Source organism: Candidatus Accumulibacter contiguus (assembly GCF_012940005.1).
Classification (GTDB): domain Bacteria; phylum Pseudomonadota; class Gammaproteobacteria; order Burkholderiales; family Rhodocyclaceae; genus Accumulibacter; species Accumulibacter contiguus.
Map to the genome: position 1 here is coordinate 123385 of NZ_SPMX01000012.1, position 22894 is coordinate 146278.

General features: G+C 62.4%; 20 protein-coding genes and 2 pseudogenes. 12 read left to right on the forward strand and 10 right to left on the reverse strand.

Going from position 1 to position 22894, the window contains the following annotated elements; all coding sequences use genetic code 11:
- Positions 1-80: 80 nt before the first annotated feature.
- Positions 81-2033, reverse strand: a complete 1953-nt coding sequence (locus tag E4Q08_RS06025) for a hypothetical protein (RefSeq protein WP_169069708.1) — start codon at positions 2031-2033, stop codon at positions 81-83.
- 206 nt (positions 2034-2239) lie between these two features.
- Between E4Q08_RS06025 and E4Q08_RS06030 the strand changes: the two genes are divergently transcribed.
- From E4Q08_RS06030 to E4Q08_RS06045, 4 genes are all read left to right on the forward strand, one after another.
- Complete coding sequence (locus E4Q08_RS06030) at positions 2240-2902, forward strand: response regulator (protein WP_034918748.1); 663 nt, start codon at positions 2240-2242, stop codon at positions 2900-2902.
- A gap of 23 nt (positions 2903-2925) precedes the next feature.
- Positions 2926-4215, forward strand: a complete 1290-nt coding sequence (locus tag E4Q08_RS06035) for an ATP-binding protein (protein ID WP_248594726.1) — start codon at positions 2926-2928, stop codon at positions 4213-4215.
- Positions 4216-4313: 98 nt separating this feature from the next.
- Positions 4314-5753 (forward strand): DegQ family serine endoprotease, encoded by a 1440-nt coding sequence (locus E4Q08_RS06040; protein WP_169069709.1) that lies wholly within the window; start codon positions 4314-4316, stop codon positions 5751-5753.
- Between the two features lie 66 nt (positions 5754-5819).
- Positions 5820-6326 (forward strand): tetratricopeptide repeat protein, encoded by a 507-nt coding sequence (locus E4Q08_RS06045; RefSeq protein WP_034918034.1) that lies wholly within the window; start codon positions 5820-5822, stop codon positions 6324-6326.
- Between the two features lie 265 nt (positions 6327-6591).
- Here E4Q08_RS06045 and E4Q08_RS06050 read toward each other — a convergent pair whose 3' ends face one another.
- From E4Q08_RS06050 to E4Q08_RS06070, 5 genes and pseudogenes are all read right to left on the reverse strand, one after another.
- Positions 6592-7080, reverse strand: coding sequence for a phosphate-starvation-inducible PsiE family protein (locus E4Q08_RS06050; protein ID WP_034918028.1), 489 nt, complete (start codon positions 7078-7080; stop codon positions 6592-6594).
- A 131-nt stretch (positions 7081-7211) separates the two neighbouring features.
- Positions 7212-8165: a TerC family protein gene (locus E4Q08_RS06055; RefSeq protein WP_034918052.1), complete on the reverse strand. Its 954-nt coding sequence runs from the start codon at positions 8163-8165 to the stop codon at positions 7212-7214.
- A 29-nt stretch (positions 8166-8194) separates the two neighbouring features.
- Positions 8195-8404: a carbonic anhydrase gene (locus E4Q08_RS06060; protein WP_034918024.1), complete on the reverse strand. Its 210-nt coding sequence runs from the start codon at positions 8402-8404 to the stop codon at positions 8195-8197.
- Between the two features lie 51 nt (positions 8405-8455).
- Positions 8456-9335, reverse strand: a pseudogene (gene htpX, locus E4Q08_RS06065) (protease HtpX).
- A gap of 31 nt (positions 9336-9366) precedes the next feature.
- Entirely contained in the window at positions 9367-9774 is a 408-nt protein-coding gene (locus E4Q08_RS06070) for an HPF/RaiA family ribosome-associated protein (protein ID WP_169069710.1), read from the reverse strand.
- A 124-nt stretch (positions 9775-9898) separates the two neighbouring features.
- Between E4Q08_RS06070 and nhaR the strand changes: the two genes are divergently transcribed.
- Together nhaR and E4Q08_RS06080 are read left to right on the forward strand one after the other, a co-directional pair.
- Complete coding sequence (nhaR, locus tag E4Q08_RS06075) at positions 9899-10909, forward strand: transcriptional activator NhaR (RefSeq protein WP_169069711.1); 1011 nt, start codon at positions 9899-9901, stop codon at positions 10907-10909.
- Positions 10910-11034: 125 nt separating this feature from the next.
- Positions 11035-11901 carry a Tim44 domain-containing protein gene (locus tag E4Q08_RS06080; protein ID WP_169069712.1) on the forward strand — a complete coding sequence of 289 codons (867 nt, stop codon included), beginning with the start codon at positions 11035-11037 and terminating at the stop codon, positions 11899-11901.
- Between the two features lie 101 nt (positions 11902-12002).
- Here E4Q08_RS06080 and E4Q08_RS06085 read toward each other — a convergent pair whose 3' ends face one another.
- From E4Q08_RS06085 to E4Q08_RS06095, 3 genes are read right to left on the reverse strand one after another with little or no spacing between them, the layout of a single operon-like run.
- A complete protein-coding gene (locus E4Q08_RS06085; RefSeq protein ID WP_248594727.1) occupies positions 12003-12767 on the reverse strand; it encodes a DUF3047 domain-containing protein in 765 nt (254 codons plus the stop codon).
- A complete protein-coding gene (locus tag E4Q08_RS06090) occupies positions 12764-13417 on the reverse strand; it encodes a TIGR04282 family arsenosugar biosynthesis glycosyltransferase (protein WP_034918018.1) in 654 nt (217 codons plus the stop codon). Before E4Q08_RS06090 ends, E4Q08_RS06085 begins: the two co-directional genes overlap by 4 nt.
- Positions 13392-14102: a TIGR04283 family arsenosugar biosynthesis glycosyltransferase gene (locus E4Q08_RS06095; protein WP_034918041.1), complete on the reverse strand. Its 711-nt coding sequence runs from the start codon at positions 14100-14102 to the stop codon at positions 13392-13394. The genes E4Q08_RS06090 and E4Q08_RS06095 overlap by 26 nt, the downstream gene beginning before the upstream one ends.
- Positions 14103-14226: 124 nt before the next feature.
- Here E4Q08_RS06095 and E4Q08_RS06100 point away from each other — a divergent pair.
- Positions 14227-15207, forward strand: a pseudogene (locus E4Q08_RS06100) (tartrate dehydrogenase); the annotation flags it as partial.
- 33 nt (positions 15208-15240) lie between these two features.
- Here E4Q08_RS06100 and E4Q08_RS06105 read toward each other — a convergent pair.
- Positions 15241-15432: a YjfB family protein gene (locus E4Q08_RS06105; protein WP_034918016.1), complete on the reverse strand. Its 192-nt coding sequence runs from the start codon at positions 15430-15432 to the stop codon at positions 15241-15243.
- A gap of 578 nt (positions 15433-16010) precedes the next feature.
- On the opposite strand from E4Q08_RS06105, the gene E4Q08_RS06110 reads away from it, so the two are divergent.
- The 5 genes from E4Q08_RS06110 to trpD all read left to right on the forward strand — a co-directional run bounded on the left by E4Q08_RS06110 (position 16011) and on the right by trpD (position 22872).
- Positions 16011-18746 (forward strand): nitrate reductase, encoded by a 2736-nt coding sequence (locus E4Q08_RS06110; RefSeq protein WP_169069714.1) that lies wholly within the window; start codon positions 16011-16013, stop codon positions 18744-18746.
- 17 nt (positions 18747-18763) lie between these two features.
- Positions 18764-19750: a DNA-binding protein YbiB gene (gene ybiB / locus E4Q08_RS06115; RefSeq protein WP_169069715.1), complete on the forward strand. Its 987-nt coding sequence runs from the start codon at positions 18764-18766 to the stop codon at positions 19748-19750.
- Positions 19751-20001: 251 nt separating this feature from the next.
- On the forward strand, positions 20002-21144 hold the full coding sequence (locus E4Q08_RS06120) for an acyltransferase family protein (RefSeq protein ID WP_169069716.1): 1143 nt from the start codon (positions 20002-20004) through the stop codon (positions 21142-21144).
- A 136-nt stretch (positions 21145-21280) separates the two neighbouring features.
- Positions 21281-21850 (forward strand): aminodeoxychorismate/anthranilate synthase component II, encoded by a 570-nt coding sequence (locus tag E4Q08_RS06125; RefSeq protein WP_169069717.1) that lies wholly within the window; start codon positions 21281-21283, stop codon positions 21848-21850.
- Entirely contained in the window at positions 21847-22872 is a 1026-nt protein-coding gene (trpD, locus tag E4Q08_RS06130; protein ID WP_169069718.1) for an anthranilate phosphoribosyltransferase, read from the forward strand. The genes E4Q08_RS06125 and trpD overlap by 4 nt, the downstream gene beginning before the upstream one ends.
- Positions 22873-22894: the final 22 nt, after the last annotated feature.

The following is a 22894-nucleotide window of genomic DNA, read 5'->3' on the forward strand; positions in this document are numbered from 1 at the left end:
AGTTAGAAATGATGGCTGGACGGGACATTCCCGCCCAGCCTTTTTTATTTCTTGTTGGCGGAGGTCGGCTTGGGCTCTTCTTACGGCCTTGATCCCATCTCAGGCTTGGGCAAAAAAGTCATTTTCCCCTGGTCGGTTCTTTCGTTATTGCTGAAGATTCCTTCCCAGGAATCGCCATCGGGGAAGGTAATTTTTCCCGGCCCTTCCTTGACGCCATTTTTCCAGGAACCTTCGTAGCGGGAACCGGCTTTTGTCGTGTAACTGCCTTGGCCGTGGAATTCGCCGTTCAGTATTTCACCTTCGTAAACATCCCCGTTATCAAAGATGGTTTTCCCTTTACCGTTCTGTTTGTTGTCCTCCCAATTGCCTTCATAACGGAAACTTCCAGGCGCAATGAAGACACCATAGCCTTGCTTGACACCGTTTTCAAGCTGGCCTTCAAAGCGTTGCCCATTCTGCCACTCGATTACCCCCTTGCCACTGGGTTGGCCACTGGGTTGGGCAAAGCGAAAGTCGCCGATGTAGGTGGTGTCTCCAACCTGCACACGCTTCCCCAAGTCGGCCCTGGCCGGTACGGCGGCTACGGAAGGCACCAAAGAGCCACTGGAGTCAGGTGCAGGCGGGACAATGCCGCCTGCCGAAATCGTACTGGCAGGCAGAAACCCAGCGGCGACGTCCTTGGCACGGTTGGGTTGTCCGACATAGACTGCGTTCCCGGTAAAGCGGATCGGCACGATGGTAAAGCGACCGGAGACGTCTGCTTCCGTGCGGTAGTGGCCGCCTTGGGTCTGAAATTCGATGATTTGCCGACCCTGCGGAAGAATGGCACGGGCTATGGAAATACGTTCCGGCAGGGTTCGCCAGTTGCGGTCGTCGGCCTGCTCGGTGCTCACCGATACGACATTGGCAATCATCCCGGCGATCCAGTGCGCCTTGTTGGCCTGTTCCTGGACGACTGACTTGAGCCCCGCCCGGATGACCGTACGCAGGATGATTCCCGGCATTTGATCCTTGAGCAGACGCCGCGCCATGGTGTCGATATTGGTCAGTGTCTCAACCGGATATCGACCTCCGGCAACCGCTAGCGAGGAAGGCACTGATACCTGTTCTGAAGCCTTGAGCACCGGGAAGGAGAGGGGGGTGATGAGCATTCCTCCTTTTCGCATGATAGGGATCGAAATAGTCAACGAGTCGATGCGCGGCGCGAATCCGGTCTCCAAAACGAAAAGCACATCGGTCTCGCCCGGGCCAGGTACGCGTTTGCCAAGATCATTGAGAGCACTCTGGATCATGACTTTGCCCGGAGCCAGTTGCAGCGCGTTGCGATAACCCGGTTCGGCAAGCGAAGGTTCATCGGTGACTTCAAAAAAATAACCAGCCAGATAGTGCGCAAAGGCATTCTGGAAACCGTTCTTCAACTCGCGGACTTCCGGCGTATCGAGTTCCTGCATTGGATAGCCTTCAAGACTGCTGACCTGACCCGAATCTTGTTTGTTCGACTCGGCCTGGAGAGCGTCGTACTCCTTTTCACGGAAAGCCTCGATCAGCTTTTCACGCTCATAGGTTTTCTTCATCTCGATGCGGGCATGGTCGAAATTGCCGAGCATGATGTGGTTCAGTGTCAAGCGCGTCGAGAGCAACACCTTTTCATAGTCTTGCCCATCGTAACGGCGGGTCTTGTCGTTGATCAGAAAACTGCCAATGTCGCCAAACATCTTCGTTGGATTGGTACGAAATTCGTTTTCCCACGCCTGAATGATCTCATCGCCCTTCATCCAGGTTTCGCGGCTGCTGGTGAAGTTGCTGCCGAGGCTGAGCAACTCCCCTTTCTCGAAAAAGTAGAGAATGTCCTTGTCGTCCCCCTCATTGGCTCCTTCAATCTTTGCAACAGCCTGCTTGAGTGCGCCGGTCTTCACCAGGGTGACGGTTTCGTTCAGCTCGTCGGCATATTGGCGCAACATGCCCGCGGCGCAGATCGAAGGCATTGCGGTCATCAGCAATAGCAGTGAACAAGTGTAGACAATCGGTTTCATGGTCATCTCCCTGAAAGGGCTTGTTTTTATAGCGCTGATCGACATTTTTCGTGACGGTGGAAGGGGAGCAGAATCGTGGCCGGACTTCCGCGGCAGGTTCTTGAAATCAGCCAGGCGCCGGCGCAGTATAACAACTGTGATCACCACATCGGAGCCTGCCATGTACATGTACGTCCGCAAATCCACTCAGATCAGGCATTGATCCGATGCGCGTACTGCTCGTCGAAGACGATCCGATGATCGGCAAAAGCGTTCAGCAGGGTCTGCGACAGAACGGCTACACGGTTGACTGGGTGCGCGACGGCCAGGACGCCGAACTGGCTCTGGCGACCACTCCCTACGAGATGCTGCTGCTCGATCTTGGCCTGCCTGGCAGGTCCGGTCTGGCCATTCTCACGACACTACGGCGTGCCGCCAATCGCATCCCGGTGGTAGTAATCACCGCCCGCGATGCAGTTGCCGATCGCATCACCGGACTCGACAGCGGTGCCGACGACTATCTCGTCAAGCCATTCGATCTCGACGAGCTGTGCGCACGCCTGCGCGCCGTGCTGCGCCGACACGCCGGCCGCGCCGACCCGGTGATTCGCATCGGCGAGCTGTGCATGAATCCGGCAACCCATGAGCTTACGCAGAATGGCCAGCCGGTATTGCTCTCGGTGCGTGAGTTTGCGCTGCTGCAGGCTTTGCTCGAACAACCCGGCGTGCCGCTGTCGCGAGCGAAACTCGAAGAAAGACTGTATGGCTGGGGTGAGGAAATCGAGAGCAACGCCGTCGAGGTCTACATCCATTCCCTGCGACGAAAGCTCGGCGCCGAGCGGATCAGGAACATCCGCGGCGTCGGATATCTGGTGCCCCCAAGCGGATGAAATCGATCCGCCAGCAGCTGCTGATGGCACTTTTGTCCACGATCATGCTGACCACCCTGCTTGGTGCGCTCGCCACCTACCGAACGGCGCGCGATGAGGCACAGGCGATGTTCGACTATCAACTGCGCCAGCTGGCGCTCACTCTTCGCGATCATGCCTTGCAGAACGGGCCGCTGCGTGAATTTGGGATCGACGAAGACGCGCAGCATTTCTCGGTTCAGATCTGGGGTCCGGATGGGACTCGCATCTACCTCTCGCATCCCCGCCAGGAACTTCCTCACCAGGCACCGATCGGTTTTGCGACGATCGACACCGGCCATGGCCAGTGGCGAGTCTTCGGGATGCAGCAGGCCGGCCAGATGATCCAGGTGGCGCAGCCAATGCAAGTGCGAGACCAGTTGGCGCTCGCAGCCGCCTGGCGGACCGTCGCGCCGTTCCTGCTGATGCTGCCACTGCTCGGGGTGCTGATCTGGATCGTCGTCGGCCGCGGCCTGCGCCCTCTCGATGCAATAGCGCGGGCAGTCAGCACGCGCACACCGGTAGCCCTCGACCCCTTGCCCGAAAGCCGGGTGCCCAGTGAAGTCCTACCGCTGGTGCGGGCGCTCAACGAACTCCTCGATCGCCTGCGGCGCGCGCTGGTGGCGCAACGCGAATTCATCGCCGATGCCGCGCACGAACTACGCACGCCGCTTGCGGCGCTGACCCTGCAGGTCCAGCTCGCCGAACGCGCCAGCGATGCCAGGTCACGTGCCGAAGCATTCGCCGAACTCAAAGGCGGGCTGCAGCGCACCACCCATTCGGTGCAGCAACTCCTTACCCTGGCCCGCCAGGAACCGGGCGGTGGCGAGCGACCACTGGTACCGGTGCAGCTTGCCGAGCTGGCAGCACAAGTCATCGCCGAGCATCTGCCACTGGCGGATGCTCGGCGGGTCGACCTCGGTGTGACGCCAACGGCTCGCGAGGGGGTGGTCACGGGTGACCCGGAAGCACTGCGTATCCTGGTCGGCAACCTGGTGAGCAACGCCGTCTGCTATACCCCACCAGGAGGTAAAGTGGACGTCAGCAGCGGCGAAGACGAACGCGGAACATTCATCGAAGTCTGCGACTCGGGTCCAGGAATTCCCTCCGAGGAGCGAGAGCATGTCTTCGACCGCTTCTATCGCCGAGCGCAAACCGACACCGCCGGCAGTGGTCTCGGACTGGCGATCGTCAAGGCCATCGCAGATCGTCATCGGGCACACGTGCTTCTCGACGATGCCGACCTGGGTGGCTTGCGCGCGCGCGTTGAATTCCCTCGCTTGCTGCCCCTTTAAGTCCGCTTTAAGTCACTTTCTTCTATCGTTTCCGAATGGGAAGCCACGCGCGGGAAGCCACGCGCGCTTCCGGTTCTGCCACGAAAAAGGAGATCACCATGCAAGAAAACCCCCTCAAGCGCAGTCTGTTCGCCGTGACGCTGGTCGCCGCCCTCGGCGCCGGCTACGCAAAATTCGGTGGCGAAGTCATCCCTCCCGGTGAGGCGTTCGCCGCCACAGCACCGGCTCCGGCAGCCCTGCCCCGGTCGGGAATGGTACTGCCCGATTTCACCGCGATCGTCGAGCACAGCGGTCCGGCGGTGGTCAACATCAGCGTCAGTGGCTTGTCGAAGACGGCCGCAACGATCGACCCCAACGATCCGATGTTCGAGTTTTTCCGCCGCTTTGGCATGCCGCCGCCGCGTGAGCGTACACCCGCACGCGGCCAGGGCTCCGGCTTCATCGTCGGCGCCGACGGACTGATCCTGACCAACGCACATGTCGTCGCCGATGCCGATGAGGTGATCGTCAAGCTGACCGACAAACGTGAATTCAAGGCCAGGGTCGTCGGCCTCGACAAGCTGACCGACGTCGCGGTGCTGCGCATCGATGCCACGAATCTGCCGGTCCTGCGCCTTGGCGATCCGGCGCGCGCGCGGGTCGGCGAATGGGTCGTCGCCATCGGGGCACCATTCGGCTTCGAGAACAGCGTCACCGCCGGAATCGTCTCGGCAAAATCACGCTCGCTGGCCAGCGACAGCTATGTGCCGTTCATCCAGACCGACGTGGCAATCAACCCTGGGAATTCCGGCGGACCACTGCTCAATCTGGACGGTGAAGTGATCGGCATCAACTCGCAGATCTACAGCCGCAGCGGCGGTTATCAGGGTGTCTCCTTCGCGATCCCCATCGACGTCGCGATGAACATCAAGGAGCAGTTGGTGCAGCACGGAAAGGTCAGTCATGGACGCCTGGGGGTCACAATCCAGGAAGTGTCACAAGCACTTGCGGAATCGTTCGGTTTGCAGGCTACGGCCGGCGCCCTCATCAGTTCTGTCGAGAAAGGCGGCCCAGCTGCCGTCGCCGGTCTTGAAGCTGGCGACATCATCCTCAAGCTCAACGACACCACGATCGTCCGCTCGTCCGAGCTGCCGCCACTGGTCGCTGCGCTCAAGCCCGGAACCCAGGTCAAACTGCAGGTGTGGCGCAAGGGAATGCGCCGCGACATTGCCCTCGCTGTCGGCGAGATTGCCACTCCCAAGCTGGCCTCAGCCGTTGGCGGGGAAGCCGACAAATCGCGACTCGGCCTGGCGCTGCGTTCCCTGACTCCGGACGAGCGTCGGCAGGTCGAAAATCCGAACGGGCTGATCGTCGAGAGTGTCAGCGGACCCGCCGCGCGGGCCGGCATCCAGCCTGGCGACGTCATCGTTTCGCTCAACGGCCAGACGGTCCAGGATGTCGCGCAATTGCGCGCGCTGCTCGACAAGGCGGGCAAGAACGTGGCGCTGCTGATCGAACGTGACAACGCCAGGATCTTCGTGCCGGTCGAACTCGGTTGATGCCCTCGCTTCACCAGGCGGCAAGAGGCAAGCCGCTCGTTTCAAGAACACAATGGAGGACTGGCGATGATCAACGCCCTGTTTGACCTGCTTGGCACCTTCTATCAGAGTGGCGAGTTCGCGCAGGCCGAGTGGATGGCGCGCAGCATCCTGCAGGCGATCCCGGACGACCTCGTGTCCTTGCAACTGCTCGGCCTGGTCTATTACCGCACCAGGCGTCGCAGCGAGGCCATGCAGGCCTTCAATGCGGCCGAAGGCGACGTTCACCGGCCCACCGGCAGCCTGCATGCCTCGGCGCAGTGCCTGCAGGCTGCCAGCGGCCATGGCTCGACCCTGGCCGGAGCCTGGTATGAGCTTGGACTGCTGCTGTTCCGCCTGCGACGCTTCCCACAGGCGATCAGCGCCTTGCAGGCAGCGCTTTCCGCGCGCCCCGATTTTTGTCAGGCGCAGCGCGCTATTGCACGCATCGCAAGGCTAGCAGACGCCAAGAATTCGCCCACCAAAGCGCCCTGTATATATGCGCCTGGCTATTCCTCTTCGCTGAACAACTCGCAGGCGGACAGCTCAGGATGAGTGCGTCCAAGCCTTACGAGGTGCGCCAGGTGCCACGCCACCACCGCCCGCTTGATCTTGTCGCTATGGCCGAGTGGCAAGAGTGTGATTCAGAGTGATGCGCCATATAGCCCTGGACAAATGCATGTTCTTGAGCGCAGCCAGCGCGGCCTCGGCACGATGTTCCTGGAAAAATCCGAGCAGCGCGTTGACTGAGAGGATGCATCCAGGCAGGCCAGCAGGCGCAGCGGCATCAATGCTCCAGGGTTCCATTTTCTGCCATGGGTCATGGTTCTTCATCGAGATTCCTCTTGACCCGAGAAGCCTGCGCGGTTTGGGCGCCACGTACCGCGATCAGGTAGTAGCCTATTACCAGCGCGAAGATGACCGCCGCCGACCCGTACATGTATTCTGCAGTCATTTCCTTGAAATCGAACACAATCACCTTTCGAGAAATCGCCATCAAGGCGGTGCCGAGCACGATTTCCACGGCGAGCCGGTGGTCGCGGTGATCCGCCACGTACAGAATGATGTTGTGGTAAATCTCGATGGCGATCAACACGGCCATGAAAGCGCCGAAGGTGGCCAGGATGTCCTTGATCTCCAGCAGCATGAAGGGCGGTGCCATCAGGCGCTCATAAAGGACATACACGATATCGGCAACGCCCCAGATGATCACCAGCACCATGATCACCGCAACCACTCTGGAGACCTGACGGATCACCCGATTGAGAAAATCGATCGTTTTGTCGTTACTTGTATTGCTTTCCAGCATATCGCTCCCTTGAATCAACCGCCGTGGAAATACAAAAGCTTATTCCGGGGCGCCGCACCGCATGGGAAACAGTGTGCGCAGGCGATCCTGGGCCTTGCGTTCTCCGCCTGCGGGTATCGGCATCGCTTCGCTCAGGATGCATCTCCAGCACTGGTCGCACTCGGCTTTCCCTGCGTCAAGGCCAGGCTTGCCGCAACCGAAATCAGCAGGATGCCGGCGACGATTCCCAGGGACCACTGGATCGGCAGATGGAACCATGGTGCCGCGAGCATCTTGCCGCCAATAAACATCAGCACGACGGCGAGGCCATACTTGAGCAGATGAAAGCGGTCGGCCATGTCAGCGAGCAAAAAGTAGAGCGCGCGCAGGCCCATGATCGCGAAGATATTCGAGGTGAAGACGATGAACGGGTCGGTGGTGACAGCGAAGATGGCCGGGATGCTGTCCACCGCGAAGACCACGTCGCTGGCCTCGATCAGCACCAGCACCAGGAACATCGGCGTCGCCCAGAGGATACCATTCTGGCGCACGAAGAAACTCTCGCCGTGGAAAGCGCCGGTAATGCGCAGGTGGCCGCGCAGCCAGCGCAGGATCGGGTTGGCTTCGAGATCGGGTTCGTGCTCGGCGAAGATCAGCATCTTGATGCCGGTGACGACCAGAAAGGCGCCGAAGACATAGAGCAACCAGGAGAACTGCGTCACCAGCCAGACGCCGGCGAGAATCATCGTCGCGCGCATGACGATCGCACCAAGTACGCCATACAGCAGGACACGACGCTGCAATTCCGGTGGCACCGCAAAATAGCCGAAGATCATCACGAAAACGAACATGTTGTCAACCGACAGCGATTGCTCGATCAGATAACCGGCGAGAAACTCCAGGGTCTTGCGGTTGGCGATCTCGCGACCGAGTGCGCCGTCCAGATACCACCACATGAGGCCGGCGAAAGCCATGCTCAGCGCCATCCAGGCCAGCACCCAGGCCAATGCCTCCCTAACCGAGACACGATGCGCCTGGCGTCCGCCGAAGACGAACAGATCAAGCGCCAGCATGATCAGGACAAAGACAATGAAGCCGGCCCACATCGAGCCGGTGGCGAAGGTTTCGACGGCGCTCACGAGCGGATTCCGGAAACGGGTTGCTGGCTCGAGCGGGTGCCCTCGAAGGCGTTTCGTGCAGGATCAACATGTGAGTCGGCGCAGGCGACGATCAGCGCCTTGGGGCTCTGGCTGCGGACAAGCTGTTCGAAAAGTTCACGCTCCTCGGCGAAATACTTTTCCTGGAAACGTTCGAAGCCGGCGGTGAACCTGGCGATATCTTTCATGGGATTTATCTCTGATTGATTGCTGTCGATTGAAATGGTCTGCCCGGTGGGTCAGGATCGGCTTTCCAGCACCGCGATGCGTTCCTCGATCGGTGGGTGGCTGGAAAACAGGGCCATCCAGCCGGGGTGTCCATTGATGCCGGCGGTGGCGACGTTCTGTGGCAGTTCGCCGGCTTCCATGCCGCCGAGGCGACGCAGCGCCGCTGCCATCGGCCGCGGCGATCCCATCAACTGTGCAGCACCGGCGTCAGCGCGGAATTCACGTTGCCGCGAAAAGTACATGACGATGATGCTCGCCAGGATGCCGAAGACGATGTCGCAAACCACCACGGTGATAGTGTAGCCAATGCCTGGTCCCGACTCTTCGCCGCCGCCCCTGCGCAGCAGCGAATCCACCAGCCAGCCGACGACGCGAGCGATGAAGATGACGAAAGTGTTGACTACCCCCTGGATCAGCGTCAGGGTCACCATGTCGCCATTGGCGATGTGTGCGACTTCGTGAGCGATCACTGCCTCGGCTTCACTGCGCGTCATGCTTTGCAGCAGGCCGGTGGATACCGCAACCAGCGAGCTGTTGCGACTGGCGCCAGTGGCGAAGGCATTCGGCTCACCTTCGTAGATCGCGACTTCAGGCATGGCCACTCCGGCTTTGTCAGCGAAGCGGCGCACGCTATCGACCAGCCACAGCTCGGAGGAGTTGGCCGGCGTATCGATGACGCGTGCGCCGGTACTCCACTTGGCGATGGTCTTCGACATCCACAACGAGAGAAAAGCCCCCCCGAAACCCATCAGCAGCGCAAAGAACAGCAGCTTGCCAAGGTCGAGCCCGTTGCCCGAAAAAAAACTTGTGCGCTCCGGTGAGCGTGCAGACGATGCCCAGGACCAGCATTATCGCCAGGTTGGTGCCGATGAGCAAGAGGATCCGTTTCATGATTCGATCTCCGTGAATACTGTTGGCCGTGTCACTTGCCAGAGTGGATGAATGGGGAAGCAGCACTCGTGCTTTCCGCTTCCCCGGCGATTGCGGCATTCTTCGTGTTGCCATCACGCGGACTGTCATGGCGATATTCGCGCTGCCGCGCTACCTGACGCGCCAACGTCCTGCCGGCTCGATCGGCGGCGCGATCGATGGCGACATAGAGGTCGGGCTCTGTATCTTCGATCAGCACGTCCGCGGCGCCGGGAACCGCCACCTGGATGCTGCAGCGCTTGTCTTCTCCACCACGAGGACCATTGAGATCGGAGAGACGGATCGAAACCTTGCGCACGTGCTGATCGGCCCAGTCGAGCGCGAAGTGAATGCGACGCTCGACATGCTTGCGCAAATCTGCGCTGAGATCGAAGCCTCGGGCCTGAATGAATATCTGCATGGGAGGGCACCTTGAAGTTGAGAGTTGAGTGGTGACAGCGGGGGCCACTGTAGCGCAGGGTGACGAATCCAACAAATCGAATATAATTTAAAGAAACATCGATTTTTTGGATGATTCTGGAACCATGAGCACACTCAACTACAAGCACCTTCGCTACTTCTGGGCGGTCGCCAAGTCCGGTTCGATCGCCCGCGCCAGCGAACAGTTGCATCTCACGCCGCAATCGATCAGCGGCCAGTTGCACGAGCTGGAGGAAAGTCTCGGCGTAGCGCTGTTCCGCCGCGCCGGGCGCGGCCTAGAATTGACCGACGCCGGCCGGCGCATCCTCAGCTACGCCGAAGAGATCTTTGCTCTCGGCGACGAACTGCTCGACGCGGCGCGCGACCAGAGCGTGAGGAAGAGCCTGCCTTTTACCATCGGCATCGCCGATTCGGTCGCCAAATCTGTGGCACACCGGCTGGTCGAACCAGCCCTGCGCTTGCCGGAACCAGTGCGACTGATCTGCCGCGAGGGCCGCCTGACCTCGCTGCTCGCGGAGTTGGCCATCCATCGTCTGGACATGGTGATCGCCGACCGCCCGATCCCGGCCAATCTCAATGTCCGCGGCTACAGTCACCTGCTCGGTGAGAGTACGCTGATGGTGTTCGGCGCAGCGGCGCTGATCAAGACCCTGAACGGCGCCTTCCCGGCGCTGCTCGACGGCGCTCCTTTCCTGATGCCGGGTGACGATGTCGCGATCCGCCCGCGGCTCGAACAATGGTTCGAAGCGCAACGGCTGCATCCGCGCATCGTTGGCGAATTCGACGACAGCGCGCTGCTCAAGGCTTTCGGACAAGCCGCTGCCGGACTCTTCGTCGCCCCGAGCGCAATCGCCGCCTACGTTTGTGAACAGTATCGTGTCGACATCGTCGGACACATCGACGCCATCGGCGAACAGCTCTTCGCGATTACCACCGAGCGACGGCTGACCCACCCAGCAATCGTCGCCATCAGCGAAGCGGCGCACAAGGAGGTGTTTGGTGAGGCGTCGAGCGCCCACACCGATGTCGTGAACGCGCTTGACGGGCCGCTGCTGCCGGTACGCAAGGCGCGGCATCCGGGGCTCTCCAGGCCGAGGAACAAGAGCGCGGTATAGCAGGATACGCCTTGCGGACGTCAATCATCAGTTTTTTACGAAGTATCGTTCCAGATAATTCTGCTTTTCTGATGATCTCCAAGTGTCTATTCTCGAGCCTGTTCGACCACTCACAGGAGACATCCATGAAAACCTTTTCACTGCTCGCCGCCGTTCTGGCACTGGGCTGTACACTTGCGTTCGGCGATGCGGAAGCCGCCAGCAAACGTTTGGGCGGCGGCCAGTCCACCGGCATGCAACGTCAGTCCACCACCCCCGACAAAGCCGCCGTCTCGCCAGCGCAGACGCCAGGCGCGATGCCCGCGGCAGCCGCGCAACCCAAGCGTTCGTGGATGGGGCCGCTGGCCGGACTCGCCGCCGGCCTGGGCCTGGCCGCGCTGGCCTCGTACTTCGGCTTCGGCGAGGAACTCGCTTCGATGCTAATGATTGGCCTGTTGGTAATGGCCGTACTGATGGTGATCGGCCTCGTCATGCGTCGCCGCGCCGCTGCTCGCGAACCTGCTGGCGGCGGCCTGCAGTACGCGGCGGCGGGTGCCGGCGGCGCGCCTACGGGCAACCATGAGCTTTCCCTGCCGGCATCCGGTAGCAACGACGCAGCCGGTGTCGCCACCGGACACATCCCGACCGACTTCGACGTCGCCGGTTTCGTGCGCAACGCCAAGCTCAGCTTCATCCGCCTGCAGGCCGCCAACGACGTCGGCAATCTCGACGACATCCGTGAATTCACCACGCCAGAGATGTTTGCCGAGATCAGCCTGCAGATTCGCGAGCGCGGCAACGCCAGGCAGGAAACCGATGTCGTCAGCGTCGAGGCAGCAGTGATCGATGTCGCCGAAGAGCCAGGCCGCTACGTTGTCAGCACGCGTTTCAGCGGCATGATCCGCGAAAACCAGGACGCCGCCGCCGAGCCCTTCGACGAAATCTGGCACTTGGTCAAGCCACGTGACGGCAAGTCCGGTTGGGTTGTCGCCGGCATTCAGCAGACTCAGTAAGCTGCTGCAAAACCGCTGACCGGAGCCATCCCTCCTGACATGACAGGCTCCGGCGGCGGCTGGCGCGATCATCGACGATCGACGGACGGTCCATGAGATCTTCACGGTCGTGCCTCGAACCACAGGTCACCGAAGTGGGTCTCGACGCGATCGCCGGTGTTGTCGGTGTCGGCGGCGAGGGCAACACCCGAGATCGCCGGCACCGGATCGCCGAAGGCCGCACGAAAATCGGCGGCGACATCGCGAACGACCTCCCGCCATTTTCCGGAGTGCGCGTTGCCGGAATCGACGACGATCATCCGCAGGCGATCGCTATAGGCATTCCATCCCGATTCGCCGGCGACTTGCGCCGTACCCCAGACGTAGCACAGCGCTGCTGCCGGCAGATTGGCGCCATACAGGACGCGCGCCGCAGCGATCTTCATGCGGTCGCCGACACCGAGCCGCTCCGGTGGCAGATCGAACAGGACATAGACACGCGCGGCGTAATCGTCACCGGCCTTGCGCCGCAGGTCCGATCCGGAAACTGCCTTGGAAACTCGCCAGCGCCATCGCAGCAAGGGTGTCACCGCCGGGTCAACGCGCTCTGCGATTGCCAGACTCGACGCCGAGTGGTCGGAAATCACCCGCAGCACCGTCACGCCAGCATCGGCCAGCAGATCGAAACGGTTCGGCCGCTCGACCGAGGGCAAGGTCTGATGCAGCCATTCCTTCGGCAAATGATTTCCCGGCAGCGCGGCAGAAAACCTCGGCAGCTCGACTCGCCTGGCGTCGGCGCGCGCCGGGCAGACTGAAAACCCGCTGACGACGCCGATGACCGGGGTCATCAGCAGCGCCAGCGAAGCCCACCGGCGTCTGGTATTCATTGGCTCCATTCGACAAATCCTTCCAGAGTGGCCAGGCGCAGCAGGTCGGCCGGCCGATCGACATCCCACAGCCGGGGCAGCTCGCCCCAGCGCAGCCCCGACCCGGACAGGCGCTGCCGCGTCTGGGCCATGACCCGCTCGCTCCCCCACTCGATGGCCGCGAAGAGTTGCGGCTGCGGACAACGCAGGCCGACGAGCACGTAACCACCATCTTCAGCGGGAATGAACACCGCGTCCTTGGCGTGCTGGCGCTCTTCGAGCAGGATCTTGGCGGCAGCCACCAGATGCGCCGGCTGCAGCGCCGGACAGTCGCTGCCGATCAGCAGCAACGGTCCGGCCTGCGCCGCAAAAGCCGCCGCCATGCGTTCGCCGAGGTCCAGGCCCGACTGGCCGCACAGATCGACATCGCAACAGCGCTGCACGGCACGAAAGAAGCGCTGCTGGTCGTCCGGTGTTCCCCAAAGCGTCACTCTGCCGATCGCCGCAGCCTGCGCGACCGCCAGCGCATGCAGGATCAGCCGGCGTTGCAGGCGGGCGGCGCCGACCGCACCGAGGGCTGGAATCAGGCGGGTCTTGGCGGCACCGGCCTGTGGCGCGCGCGCAAAGACGGCGATGCCGAGTGGCTCAGCGCTGGCGCGGCAGATAGCCATAGCGAATCGCCAGTTGCTGCGGGTCCGCACCCAGAAAATAACTCGCGCGCAGGCGCCACATCAGCAAAATCGTTCGCAGAACGCCGTGTTTCTGCCAGCGTCGCCCGGAGGTCAGTACCCGTTCGCGCAGGCAGGCTGGTCGGCAGATGCGCTTGAGCCGCTTCGACAAGGCAATGTCCTCCATCAATGGCAGTTCGGGATAGCCGCCAAGGCGCTCGAAAACCTCGCGGCGAACGAAAATCGCCTGATCGCCGGTGGCAATGCCGCTCAGGCGCGAGCGCCAGTTCATCATCGATTCGACGACTCGCAGCAGTGGCTGGCGTCCGTCAATGCGCACGTCGAAGCGTCCCCAGGCGGCACCGCCCGCAATCGCGGCTCGGATCAGCCCGTCGGCCGCTGGCGGCAGCGTGGTGTCGGCGTGCAGAAAGAGCAGCACCTCGCCCTGGCTCGCATTTGCCCCCGCGTTCATCTGCGATGCCCGGCCACGCGGCGATTCGAGCAGCCGGTCGACCCCTGGCCGCGCCAGATCCGGCGTGCCGTCGCTACTGCCGCCATCGACCAGCAGCAGCTCGGCGCCGCGGCCGCGCAGTTCCTGAAGCACCGCTACCTGCGCGCGGATTGTCGCCGCTTCATTGAGCACGGGGAGGATCAGCGAAAGGAAAGGGCGCTTGGTCGAGATTTGCATGGTCAGCAGGGAATGGTGCATGAGCTAGGGCGGAAAGCGCCTTGCCGGGCAGAGATTCTGGGGCTTGGCTGGCGAGTGATCAAGGCCGTCGGCGATCTGGATTGTCGGGATTGTCTGGAAAATCCAGTGGGACGAGTTCGACTGGAGCTGCGACTACTACCTCAAGCACGGCCGCATGCTGCCCGATGACTGGAAGGAGCGGATCGGCCAGCACGCTGCGATATTCTTCGGCGCCGTCGGCTGGCCGGAGAAGGTACCCGACCACGTGTCGCTATGGGGTTCGCTGCTCAAGTTCCGGCGCGAGTTCGACCAGTACGCCAACCTGCGCCCGGTGCGCCTGATGCCGGGCATCCCGACGCCGCTCGCTGGCCGCGAGGTCGGTGACATCGATTTCTACGTCGTCCGCGAAAACACCGAGGGTGAGTATTCGAGCATCGGCGGCCGCATTTTCGAGGGCAGCGAGAACGAGACGGTCGTCCAGGAAAGTATCTTCACCCGCCGCGGCGTCGACCGGATCCTCAAATTCGCCTTCGAACTCGCGCGGCAGCGAGCAAAGCAACATGTCACCTCGGCGACCAAGTCGAACGGCATCGCGATCTCGATGCCCTACTGGGACGAGCGCTTCGCGGCGATGGCCGCGCAGTATCCCGACATCCGCAGCGACAAGTACCACATCGACATTCTCACTGCGCACTTCGTTCGCCACCCCGACTGGTTCGACGTGGTCGTCGCCTCGAACCTGTTCGGCGACATCCTCTCGGACCTCGGTCCCGCCTGCACCGGCACCATCGGCATCGCGCCATCGGCCAACCTCAATCCCGAGCGCCGGCATCCCTCGTTGTTCGAACCGGTGCATGGCTCAGCACCGGACATCTACGGCCAGGGCATTGCCAACCCGGTCGGCCAGATCTGGTGCGGCGCGATGATGCTCGAACATCTGGGCTACAGCGCAGCGGCGGCAGCGGTCATGGCGGCAATCGAAACGGTCCTTGCCGAGGGGACGCGCACGCCGGACATGGGCGGCAAGGCGAGTACCGTCGACGTCGGCAAGGCGATCGCCGCGCTGGTCGCAAGCGCCGCACGCCCATCCGGCGAGGACGCTTGATCCGGGACCACCGACAGCGGGCGCTGCTACGACCTAAGCCGAGATATCGACTCGATTGCCCAGATTCGGCGGATTGCTGGCCACCGGCGAAGCCGCTTCAAGCAGTTGCAGCGCGCCTTTCTCCTGTACGTCGATGGCCTTTTTCAGTACCGCCATCTGCACCGCCTCTGCAGTTCTGGCCTGACTCATTTCAGTCGCCGCAGCGGCGATTCCGGTTACGTTCATGATCTCTACTCCTATGATTGGTTACCCCGTATATGGTTTCACGGCACATCCGGCCGATTCTTGAGGGTAGAACTGTAGCTCCCTTGCAGGAAAACTGCTCCAGCTCTCGATGGGCGACAAGCCCGGCTCGACGAGCAGCGTCCCGGCCGCCATCAAGGCATCCCAGAGACTGCCGCTGCACCGGTAAGCTTCTCTGGCCGCCAATTGGCAGTGGCGCGCCAGAGACCAGGACGCCACTATCGGCCAGTTCGACGCCAGGACCTCAGCATCCTGGACGACGTACTGCTGCGCGTTGACACGGCAGCACGGACCGCAGCGCCGACCTCGAAACATGCCCTGGTCTACAGGTAGCCGGGCGGCAGGAAGGGATCATCCGGTTCGCCGGCCGAGCGCCAGGCTCCCTGCAGCAGTGTCGGCAATTGCTGACGAGCGGTCAAAATGCCCCGCATTGAGGCAGCAGCGCCCCGCAGCGCACCATGACGAGGCGCAATTGCCGGCAAAATGCCGGTCAGACACGCCATCTCCATGATTTATCATGGTGGCACACCTATTGCTATGCACAATCAGGAGCAATAGTCATGAACCAGCAAATCAAATCCACCTGTTGTTACTGCGGCGTCGGTTGCGGGCTGCTGATTGAATCCGCAGACGGGCAGATCGTCGGGGTGCGCGGCGACCCCGAGCACCCCGCCAACCTCGGCCGTCTGTGCAGCAAGGGCGCGACGCTGCACCTGACGGCGCGGCCGGACTATCGCCTGCTGCATCCGGAACTGCGCCTGGATCGCAGTCAGCCGCGCCAGCGTGTCGGCTGGGAAGCGGCGCTCGATCATGCTGCCGGCCGCTTTGCCGAGATCATTCGCGCGCATGGGCCGGACAGCGTCGCCTTCTACGTCTCCGGGCAGTTGCTCACCGAGGACTATTACGTCTTCAACAAGCTCGCCAAGGGGCTGATCGGCACCAACAACATCGACACCAACTCGCGCCTGTGCATGTCCTCGGCGGTGGCCGGTTACAAGCAGACACTCGGCGCCGATGCACCACCGTGCTGTTACGAGGACATCGCCCTGGCCGACTGCCTGCTGATTGCCGGCGCCAACCCGGCGGTCGCGCATCCGATCGTTTTTCGTCGCATTGAGGATGCGCGCGCAGCCCATCCGGAGCTGCGGATCATCGTCATCGATCCGCGCCGCAGCGAAACCGCCGCGCTTGCCGATCTGCACCTGGCGATCAAGCCCGGCACCGACATTGCGCTTTACAATGGCCTGCTCAACGTCCTGCTCGGCGAACAACTCGTCGATCGCGACTACATCGCGCTGCATACCGAGGGCTTCGACGAACTCGAAGCAATCGTTGCCGCCTACCCGCCAGCGGCGGTGGCCGAGATCTGCGGCCTCGCCGAAACCGACATCATCCAGGCGGCACGCTGGTTCGGTACTGCCGGCGCGGCGCTGTCGCTGTACTGCCAGGGACTCAACCAGTCGTCGCACGGCACGCACAACAACGCAGCGCTGATCCACCTGCATCTGGCGACCGGCCAGATCGGTCGCCCCGGCGCCGGTCCTTTCTCGCTGACCGGGCAGCCGAACGCCATGGGCGGCCGTGAAGTCGGTGGCCTGGCCAACCTGCTTTCAGCACACCGCGACCTCGCCAACTCCAAACACCGGGATGAAGTGGCGAGCCTGTGGGGTGTCCCGTCGGTACCCGCAGCGCCCGGCAGAACCGCCATCGAACTCTTTGCGGGGCTCAAGCGCGGGGTGGTCAAAGCGGTCTGGATCGCCTGCACCAATCCTGCGCAATCGCTGCCCGACCAGGCCGAAGTACGCGCTGCGCTGCAGGCCGCCGATTTCGTCGTGCTGCAGGAAGCCTACGCCAACACCGACACCGCCGCCTATGCCGACCTGCTGCTACCGGCTACTACCTGGGGGGAAAAGGAGGGAACGGTCACCAATTCCGAGCGTTGCATCACGCACCTGACCCCGGCGCTTGCCCCGCCCGGCGAGGCCCGCCACGATTGGCAGATCGCCGTCGATTTCGCGCGTCGTCTCGGCGCCCGCCTCGATCAGCCGCTGACCGGCAAATTGTTTCCCTACACCAACGCCGAAGCGATCTTCAACGAGCATCGCGAGAGTACGCGCGGACGCGATCTCGACATCACCGGCCTGAGCTATGCGCTGCTCGACGCAGCCGGCCCGCAGCAGTGGCCCATGCCCGAGGGTGCCAGCCACGGACGCCAGCGCCTGTACGAAGACGGTGTCTTTGCGACCCCCGGCGGGCGTGCGCGTTTCGTCCAGGTCGAGCACCAGCCGACGGCCGAAAGCACCGACGCAGCGCGCCCGCTCAGCCTGCTCTCCGGCCGTCTGCGTGACCAGTGGCACGGCATGAGCCGTACCGGCAGCGTCGCGCGGCTGTTCAACCTCGACGACGAGCCGCTGCTGTCGATGCACCCGGACGACCTGCAGCAACGCGGCCTGGTCGCCGGCGATCTGGCGCAGGTGGACAGTGCGCGCGGCGACATCGTCATACGCGTCAAGTCGGATGCCGGTCTGACTCGAGGCAGCGCCTGGCTGCCGATGCACTGGGGCAGCCAGTTCATGAACAGCGCCGGCGTCAATGCACTGACCACCTCGGCACGCGATCCCTACTCGCATCAACCCGAACTCAAGCACGCCGCGGTCGCGGTCAACAAGGCCGAACTGCCGTGGCAACTGGTAATCCTGCGCAAGGCCGGGGTTGGCGAGCTGGCCGCGCTCGCCCTGCTCGCCAGGGCGCGGACGCTGCTCGGCGAGTTCGCTTTTGCCAGCGTCGGACTCTACGGTCGCGACGAGCCGCTGGTGATCTTCCGTGCAGCGCACCCGCAGGCGCTGCCGGAAAGTCGCCTGCAGGAAATCGACAGCCTGTTCGGTCTCGGCGACGAAGCGGCAGCGATCGTTTATGTAGACCAACGCCGCCAGATCAGCAAGCGCGCGCTGGCACCGGAGGGCAAGCTGATCGGTGTTCGTCTCGCCGGCGAGACACAGGCAGAGGTGTGGCTCAAGGAGGTGATGGCCGACGACACGCTCGACGCCGAGCTGATCCGCTGGGCCGTCGCGCCGATCGGCAAGCGCCCCGGAAAACTGCCGGTACGCAGTCGCGTCGTCTGCAAATGCGCCGACGTCACCGCCGCGCAGATCGCGACCGACATCGCTAGTGGCGCGACGCTCGCCGTGCTACAGGAGCAGCGGAAATGCGGTACCTTCTGCGGTTCATGTCTGCCGGAACTTCGGCAGATGATTTCTGACCAGGCACAGCACGCCAGCGATGCAGCCGTGCTGTGAACACAGCGGGAGGGGGTATGGATTTCGCGTTGATCATCAGGGAAATCGGACGTGGCGCGACAGGATCGCGCGACCTGTCACGCGGCGACGCGCAGCAGCTCTACGGCGCGATGCTCGATGGCGAGGTCCCGGATGTCGAACTCGGGGCGATCGCCATCGCGCTGCGCATGAAGACCGAGACGGTCGATGAAATGGGCGGTTTTCTCGCCGCCGCGAACGCGCGCCTACCGACCCTGCGACGCCCTCCCTGCGGAAAGATCCGCCCGGTGGTCATTCCGACCTACAACGGCGCGCGCCGCAACGCCAATCTGACGCCATTGCTGGCGCTGTTGCTGCAACGCTTCGGCGTTCCGGTGCTGCTGCACGGCGTGCGCGACGATTACGGGCGGGTCACCAGCGAGCAGGTGTTCAGCGAGTACGGTCTGCTGGCGTGCGGCAGCGTGCAGGAGGCGCAGTACCTGATCGATCAACGCCGCGTCGCCTACCTGCCGCTGCCGCTGCTCTCTCCCGGCCTCGACCGCCAGCTTGCACTGCGCATCCGTCTCGGCCTGCGCAACAGCGCGCACAGCCTGGTCAAGATGATTGATCCTTTTCAGGGCGATTCCCTGCTGCTCGCCGCGGCGACGCACCCCGATTACCTCGGCAGCATGCGCGCGCTGCTCACCGGCACCGGCGCCAACGCGCTCCTGCTGCGCGGCACCGAGGGCGAACCCTTCGCCAATCCCAAGCGCCGCCCGCTGATCGAGCACCTCCATGACGGCGTGATCGACATCCTCTTCGAAGCCGAACACGACAGCCTCAGAAACCTGCCGCAACTCCCCGAGCACTGCGACGCCAAAGCCACCGTCGCCTGGATGCGCCGCGTCCTCGCCGGCGAAGTCTCGCTGCCACTACCGATCGCCAACCAGCTTGCCTGCTGTCTTTATGCCTGCGGTCGGGCAAGCAGCTTTCATCAGGCGAAGGCCTTGGTGGCGGTGGAGGGAAACAGGTTGGCGATGGTTTAGTCGTTGGGCAGGAGCAAGATCGGTAGCGGAGTCGGGTGACGACAGTAGGGCAGATCTCTCGTAACGCCCCGGCATCGATTCAGACGCTCGCCGAGTCGCTGCAGGACGGCCTGCGCGAGATCTGGCGCGGCAGAGTGCGCTTCCATCAGGAGACCTTTGCCTTATGCTAGCAGCGGTGGGCCGGCAGGCCTGCTTGGGCATGTGATGTGCGACAATCCGCCCTTTGGGCGAGTGTTTCCCGGCCGAGGACGATGAGTACGAGCGCACCCCCAAGGATCGAAAGGCCTGAGGCCACCCTGTACACTCCCCAGATCTGCCGAGGTCTGGCCTGCCTGCTGGTGGCCGTCTACCACGGAGCGGCCTTGATTGGTTCCTGGTACGGTGAAAAGCCGCTGCTTACCCTGAGCAATTTCGGGTTTTCCGGCGTGCACATGTTCTTCGTGATCAGCGGCCTGATCATCTACCATGCGCACCGCCACGACGTGGACAATTTCTACAGGGTTCCGGATTACCTTCTCAAGCGGCTGGTGCGCATTTATCCGCTGTACTGGATCGTGTTCATCGTCTCGGGCGGCTGGAAGGTGTTCGCCAACCGCATGGAGGTCGGCGACTTTTTCCTGAACGCCCTGTTATTCACGTCCAGCAAATCCTTGCTCGTCGCAGTCGCCTGGACGCTGGCTTACGAGATGGTGTTCTACGGCATTTTCATCACCTTCATCCTCAAGAGGTCGCTGGGGATGCTGGTCTTCGCCACCTGGTTCGTGCTGGTCGCGCTCAATGATCACTACCACTTCGCCAACCTGATCGGCCTCAACCTGATCAATACCCTGTTCATGCTCGGCCTGCTCACCTCGGCCACGGTGATGGCGCTGCGCAAGCAGCTAAGCAAGAACAGTCGCGACTGGATCGGCATCGTCAGTCTCGTCGCCGGCACGCTGGTTTTCGTCGGCACCGCCTGTTGGTACATTCTGCTCGACGATCCAAAACTGCCCGTCTGGGACAATCTGACCTTGACCCTGGGTTTCGGAACAGGCAGCGCGCTGCTCCTGCTCGCTTCGGTCTCGGCAAGACTCGAAGGCTTGTGGAAAAGACAGCGCTGGCTCCTGTTGATCGGCGACGCCTCGTACTCGATCTACCTGGTACATTTCTTTTTCCAGAAACGCGTATCCAACGGGCTCCGTTCGCTCGACTGGGTACCTGCGGGCGAGAAGACGCAGGCCAAGGCGCTCCTGCTGCTGGCCGTGATCATGGCCATTTCGATTGCCTGCGGCATCATCATTCACAAGTGGATTGAAAAACCCGTTCTCGCCAAGTGCCGGGAATGGCTCAAAATAGGCGGCTCTGCCCGGCCGCATGACCATCCCCAAGCCCAGAGAGCCACCTCTCCGAGTTAACTCGATTGTATGCGACAATGCCATATGTAAGGGCGTATCGGCGCCAACCGCCCGCAGCGGATGACAGACCAGTGGCTGGATGGAATCTCCACGGATCGGTGATCGGGGCGAATCAATCAGGGAGATCGCTCCAAACATGCTGCTGATGATCGATAACTATGACTCATTCACCTACAATCTCGTCCAGTATTTTGGCGAGCTCGGACAGGATGTCAGAGTCTTCCGTAACGATGCCATCTCGATTGCCGAGATCACGCGCCTGAAGCCGGCCTTGCTGGTGATCTCTCCCGGCCCGTGCGCACCGGCACAAGCCGGCATTTCTCTGGCGGCGATTCGCGAATTTGCGGGCAGGATTCCCCTGCTCGGGGTATGCCTTGGCCATCAGGCAATCGGTGAGGCTTTCGGTGGCCGCGTCGTGCACGCCCGCAAGTTGATGCATGGCAAGGTATCGCCGGTCAAGCACACGGACCAGGGTGTCTTTCGTGGCCTGCCCAGCCCGCTGACCTGCACACGCTATCATTCTCTGGCCGTCGAACGCGACTCCCTGCCGGCCTGCCTGGAAATCACCGCCTGGACGGACGACGGCGAGATCATGGGCCTGCGCCACAAAACACTGGCCGTCGAGGGAGTCCAGTTCCATCCGGAATCGATCCTGACCGAGCGCGGCCACGATCTCTTGCAGAACTTCCTCGAGGAGTACAAATGAAGCCCCAGGATGCACTGGCGCGGGTCATCGAACACCGCGAAATCTTCCACGACGAAATGATTTCCCTGATGCGCCAGATCATGAGCGGTGAAGTCACACCAGTGATGATTGCGGCGATCATCGTCGGCCTGCGCGTCAAAAAGGAAACGATCGGCGAAATCTCGGCAGCGGCGCAGGTCATGCGCGAATTGTCGACCAAGGTGCAGGTCAGTGACCGCGCCCGCCTGGTCGATACCTGCGGGACCGGTGGTGACGGTGCCCAGACCTTCAACATCTCGACCGCTGCGATGTTCGTTGCAGCCGCGGCCGGGGCACGCGTTGCCAAGCATGGTGGGCGATCCGTCTCGTCGCAGTCAGGCAGCGCCGACGTTCTCGAAGCCCTCGGTGTCAATATCCACCTCACACCGGCACAGGTCGGACAGAGCGTCGACGAGGTCGGCATCGGCTTCATGTTTGCTCCCAATCATCACAGTGCCATGAAGCACGCGGCGCCGGTACGCCGCGAACTCGGCGTGCGCACGCTGTTCAACATCCTGGGGCCATTGACCAACCCGGCCAACGCGGCCAATCAGGTACTGGGCGTCTTTCATCCCGATCTGGTCGGCATCCAGGTGCGTGTCTTGCAGCGCCTCGGCAGTTCGCACGCACTCGTCGTTTTCGGCCGCGAAGGCCTCGACGAAATCTCGATCTCCGGCGAAACCCTGGTCGGCGAACTGAAGAACGGCCGCGTCGAGGAATACACGCTCCACCCCGAGCAGTTCAACCTGCCGGTGCACGACCCGAGGGTTCTGCGCGTGGCCAACGTCGAGGAGTCCAAAACCATGTTGCTGGCCGCGCTCGAAGACCGGATTGGTGCCGCGCGCGACATCGTCGCCCTCAACGCCGGCGCCAGCATCTACGTCAGTGGCCTGGCCGCGACGCTGGCGGATGGAGTCGATAAGGCTTTCGAAGCGCTCACCTCGGGTGCCGCGCGCGCCCGGCTCGACGATTTCGTGAAATTCACGCGACGCTTTGCGGCCTGATGGACTTGCCGGGAGGATTTGC

Excerpts from the sequence above, each read along its gene's own strand:
- E4Q08_RS06025 (WP_169069708.1), bottom strand. The coding sequence starts at position 2,033 with ATGAAACCGATTGTCTACACTTGTTCACTGCTATTGCTGATGACCGCA.
- E4Q08_RS06030 (WP_034918748.1), top strand. The coding sequence starts at position 2,240 with ATGCGCGTACTGCTCGTCGAAGACGATCCGATGATCGGCAAAAGCGTT.
- E4Q08_RS06035 (WP_248594726.1), top strand. The coding sequence starts at position 2,926 with ATGGCACTTTTGTCCACGATCATGCTGACCACCCTGCTTGGTGCGCTC.
- E4Q08_RS06040 (WP_169069709.1), top strand. The coding sequence starts at position 4,314 with ATGCAAGAAAACCCCCTCAAGCGCAGTCTGTTCGCCGTGACGCTGGTC.
- E4Q08_RS06045 (WP_034918034.1), top strand. The coding sequence starts at position 5,820 with ATGATCAACGCCCTGTTTGACCTGCTTGGCACCTTCTATCAGAGTGGC.
- E4Q08_RS06050 (WP_034918028.1), bottom strand. The coding sequence starts at position 7,080 with ATGCTGGAAAGCAATACAAGTAACGACAAAACGATCGATTTTCTCAAT.
- E4Q08_RS06055 (WP_034918052.1), bottom strand. The coding sequence starts at position 8,165 with ATGTGGGCCGGCTTCATTGTCTTTGTCCTGATCATGCTGGCGCTTGAT.
- E4Q08_RS06060 (WP_034918024.1), bottom strand. The coding sequence starts at position 8,404 with ATGAAAGATATCGCCAGGTTCACCGCCGGCTTCGAACGTTTCCAGGAA.
- E4Q08_RS06070 (WP_169069710.1), bottom strand. The coding sequence starts at position 9,774 with ATGCAGATATTCATTCAGGCCCGAGGCTTCGATCTCAGCGCAGATTTG.
- nhaR (WP_169069711.1), top strand. The coding sequence starts at position 9,899 with ATGAGCACACTCAACTACAAGCACCTTCGCTACTTCTGGGCGGTCGCC.
- E4Q08_RS06080 (WP_169069712.1), top strand. The coding sequence starts at position 11,035 with ATGAAAACCTTTTCACTGCTCGCCGCCGTTCTGGCACTGGGCTGTACA.
- E4Q08_RS06085 (WP_248594727.1), bottom strand. The coding sequence starts at position 12,767 with ATGAATACCAGACGCCGGTGGGCTTCGCTGGCGCTGCTGATGACCCCG.
- E4Q08_RS06090 (WP_034918018.1), bottom strand. The coding sequence starts at position 13,417 with ATGGCTATCTGCCGCGCCAGCGCTGAGCCACTCGGCATCGCCGTCTTT.
- E4Q08_RS06095 (WP_034918041.1), bottom strand. The coding sequence starts at position 14,102 with ATGCAAATCTCGACCAAGCGCCCTTTCCTTTCGCTGATCCTCCCCGTG.
- E4Q08_RS06105 (WP_034918016.1), bottom strand. The coding sequence starts at position 15,432 with ATGAACGTAACCGGAATCGCCGCTGCGGCGACTGAAATGAGTCAGGCC.
- E4Q08_RS06110 (WP_169069714.1), top strand. The coding sequence starts at position 16,011 with ATGAACCAGCAAATCAAATCCACCTGTTGTTACTGCGGCGTCGGTTGC.
- ybiB (WP_169069715.1), top strand. The coding sequence starts at position 18,764 with ATGGATTTCGCGTTGATCATCAGGGAAATCGGACGTGGCGCGACAGGA.
- E4Q08_RS06120 (WP_169069716.1), top strand. The coding sequence starts at position 20,002 with ATGAGTACGAGCGCACCCCCAAGGATCGAAAGGCCTGAGGCCACCCTG.
- E4Q08_RS06125 (WP_169069717.1), top strand. The coding sequence starts at position 21,281 with ATGCTGCTGATGATCGATAACTATGACTCATTCACCTACAATCTCGTC.
- trpD (WP_169069718.1), top strand. The coding sequence starts at position 21,847 with ATGAAGCCCCAGGATGCACTGGCGCGGGTCATCGAACACCGCGAAATC.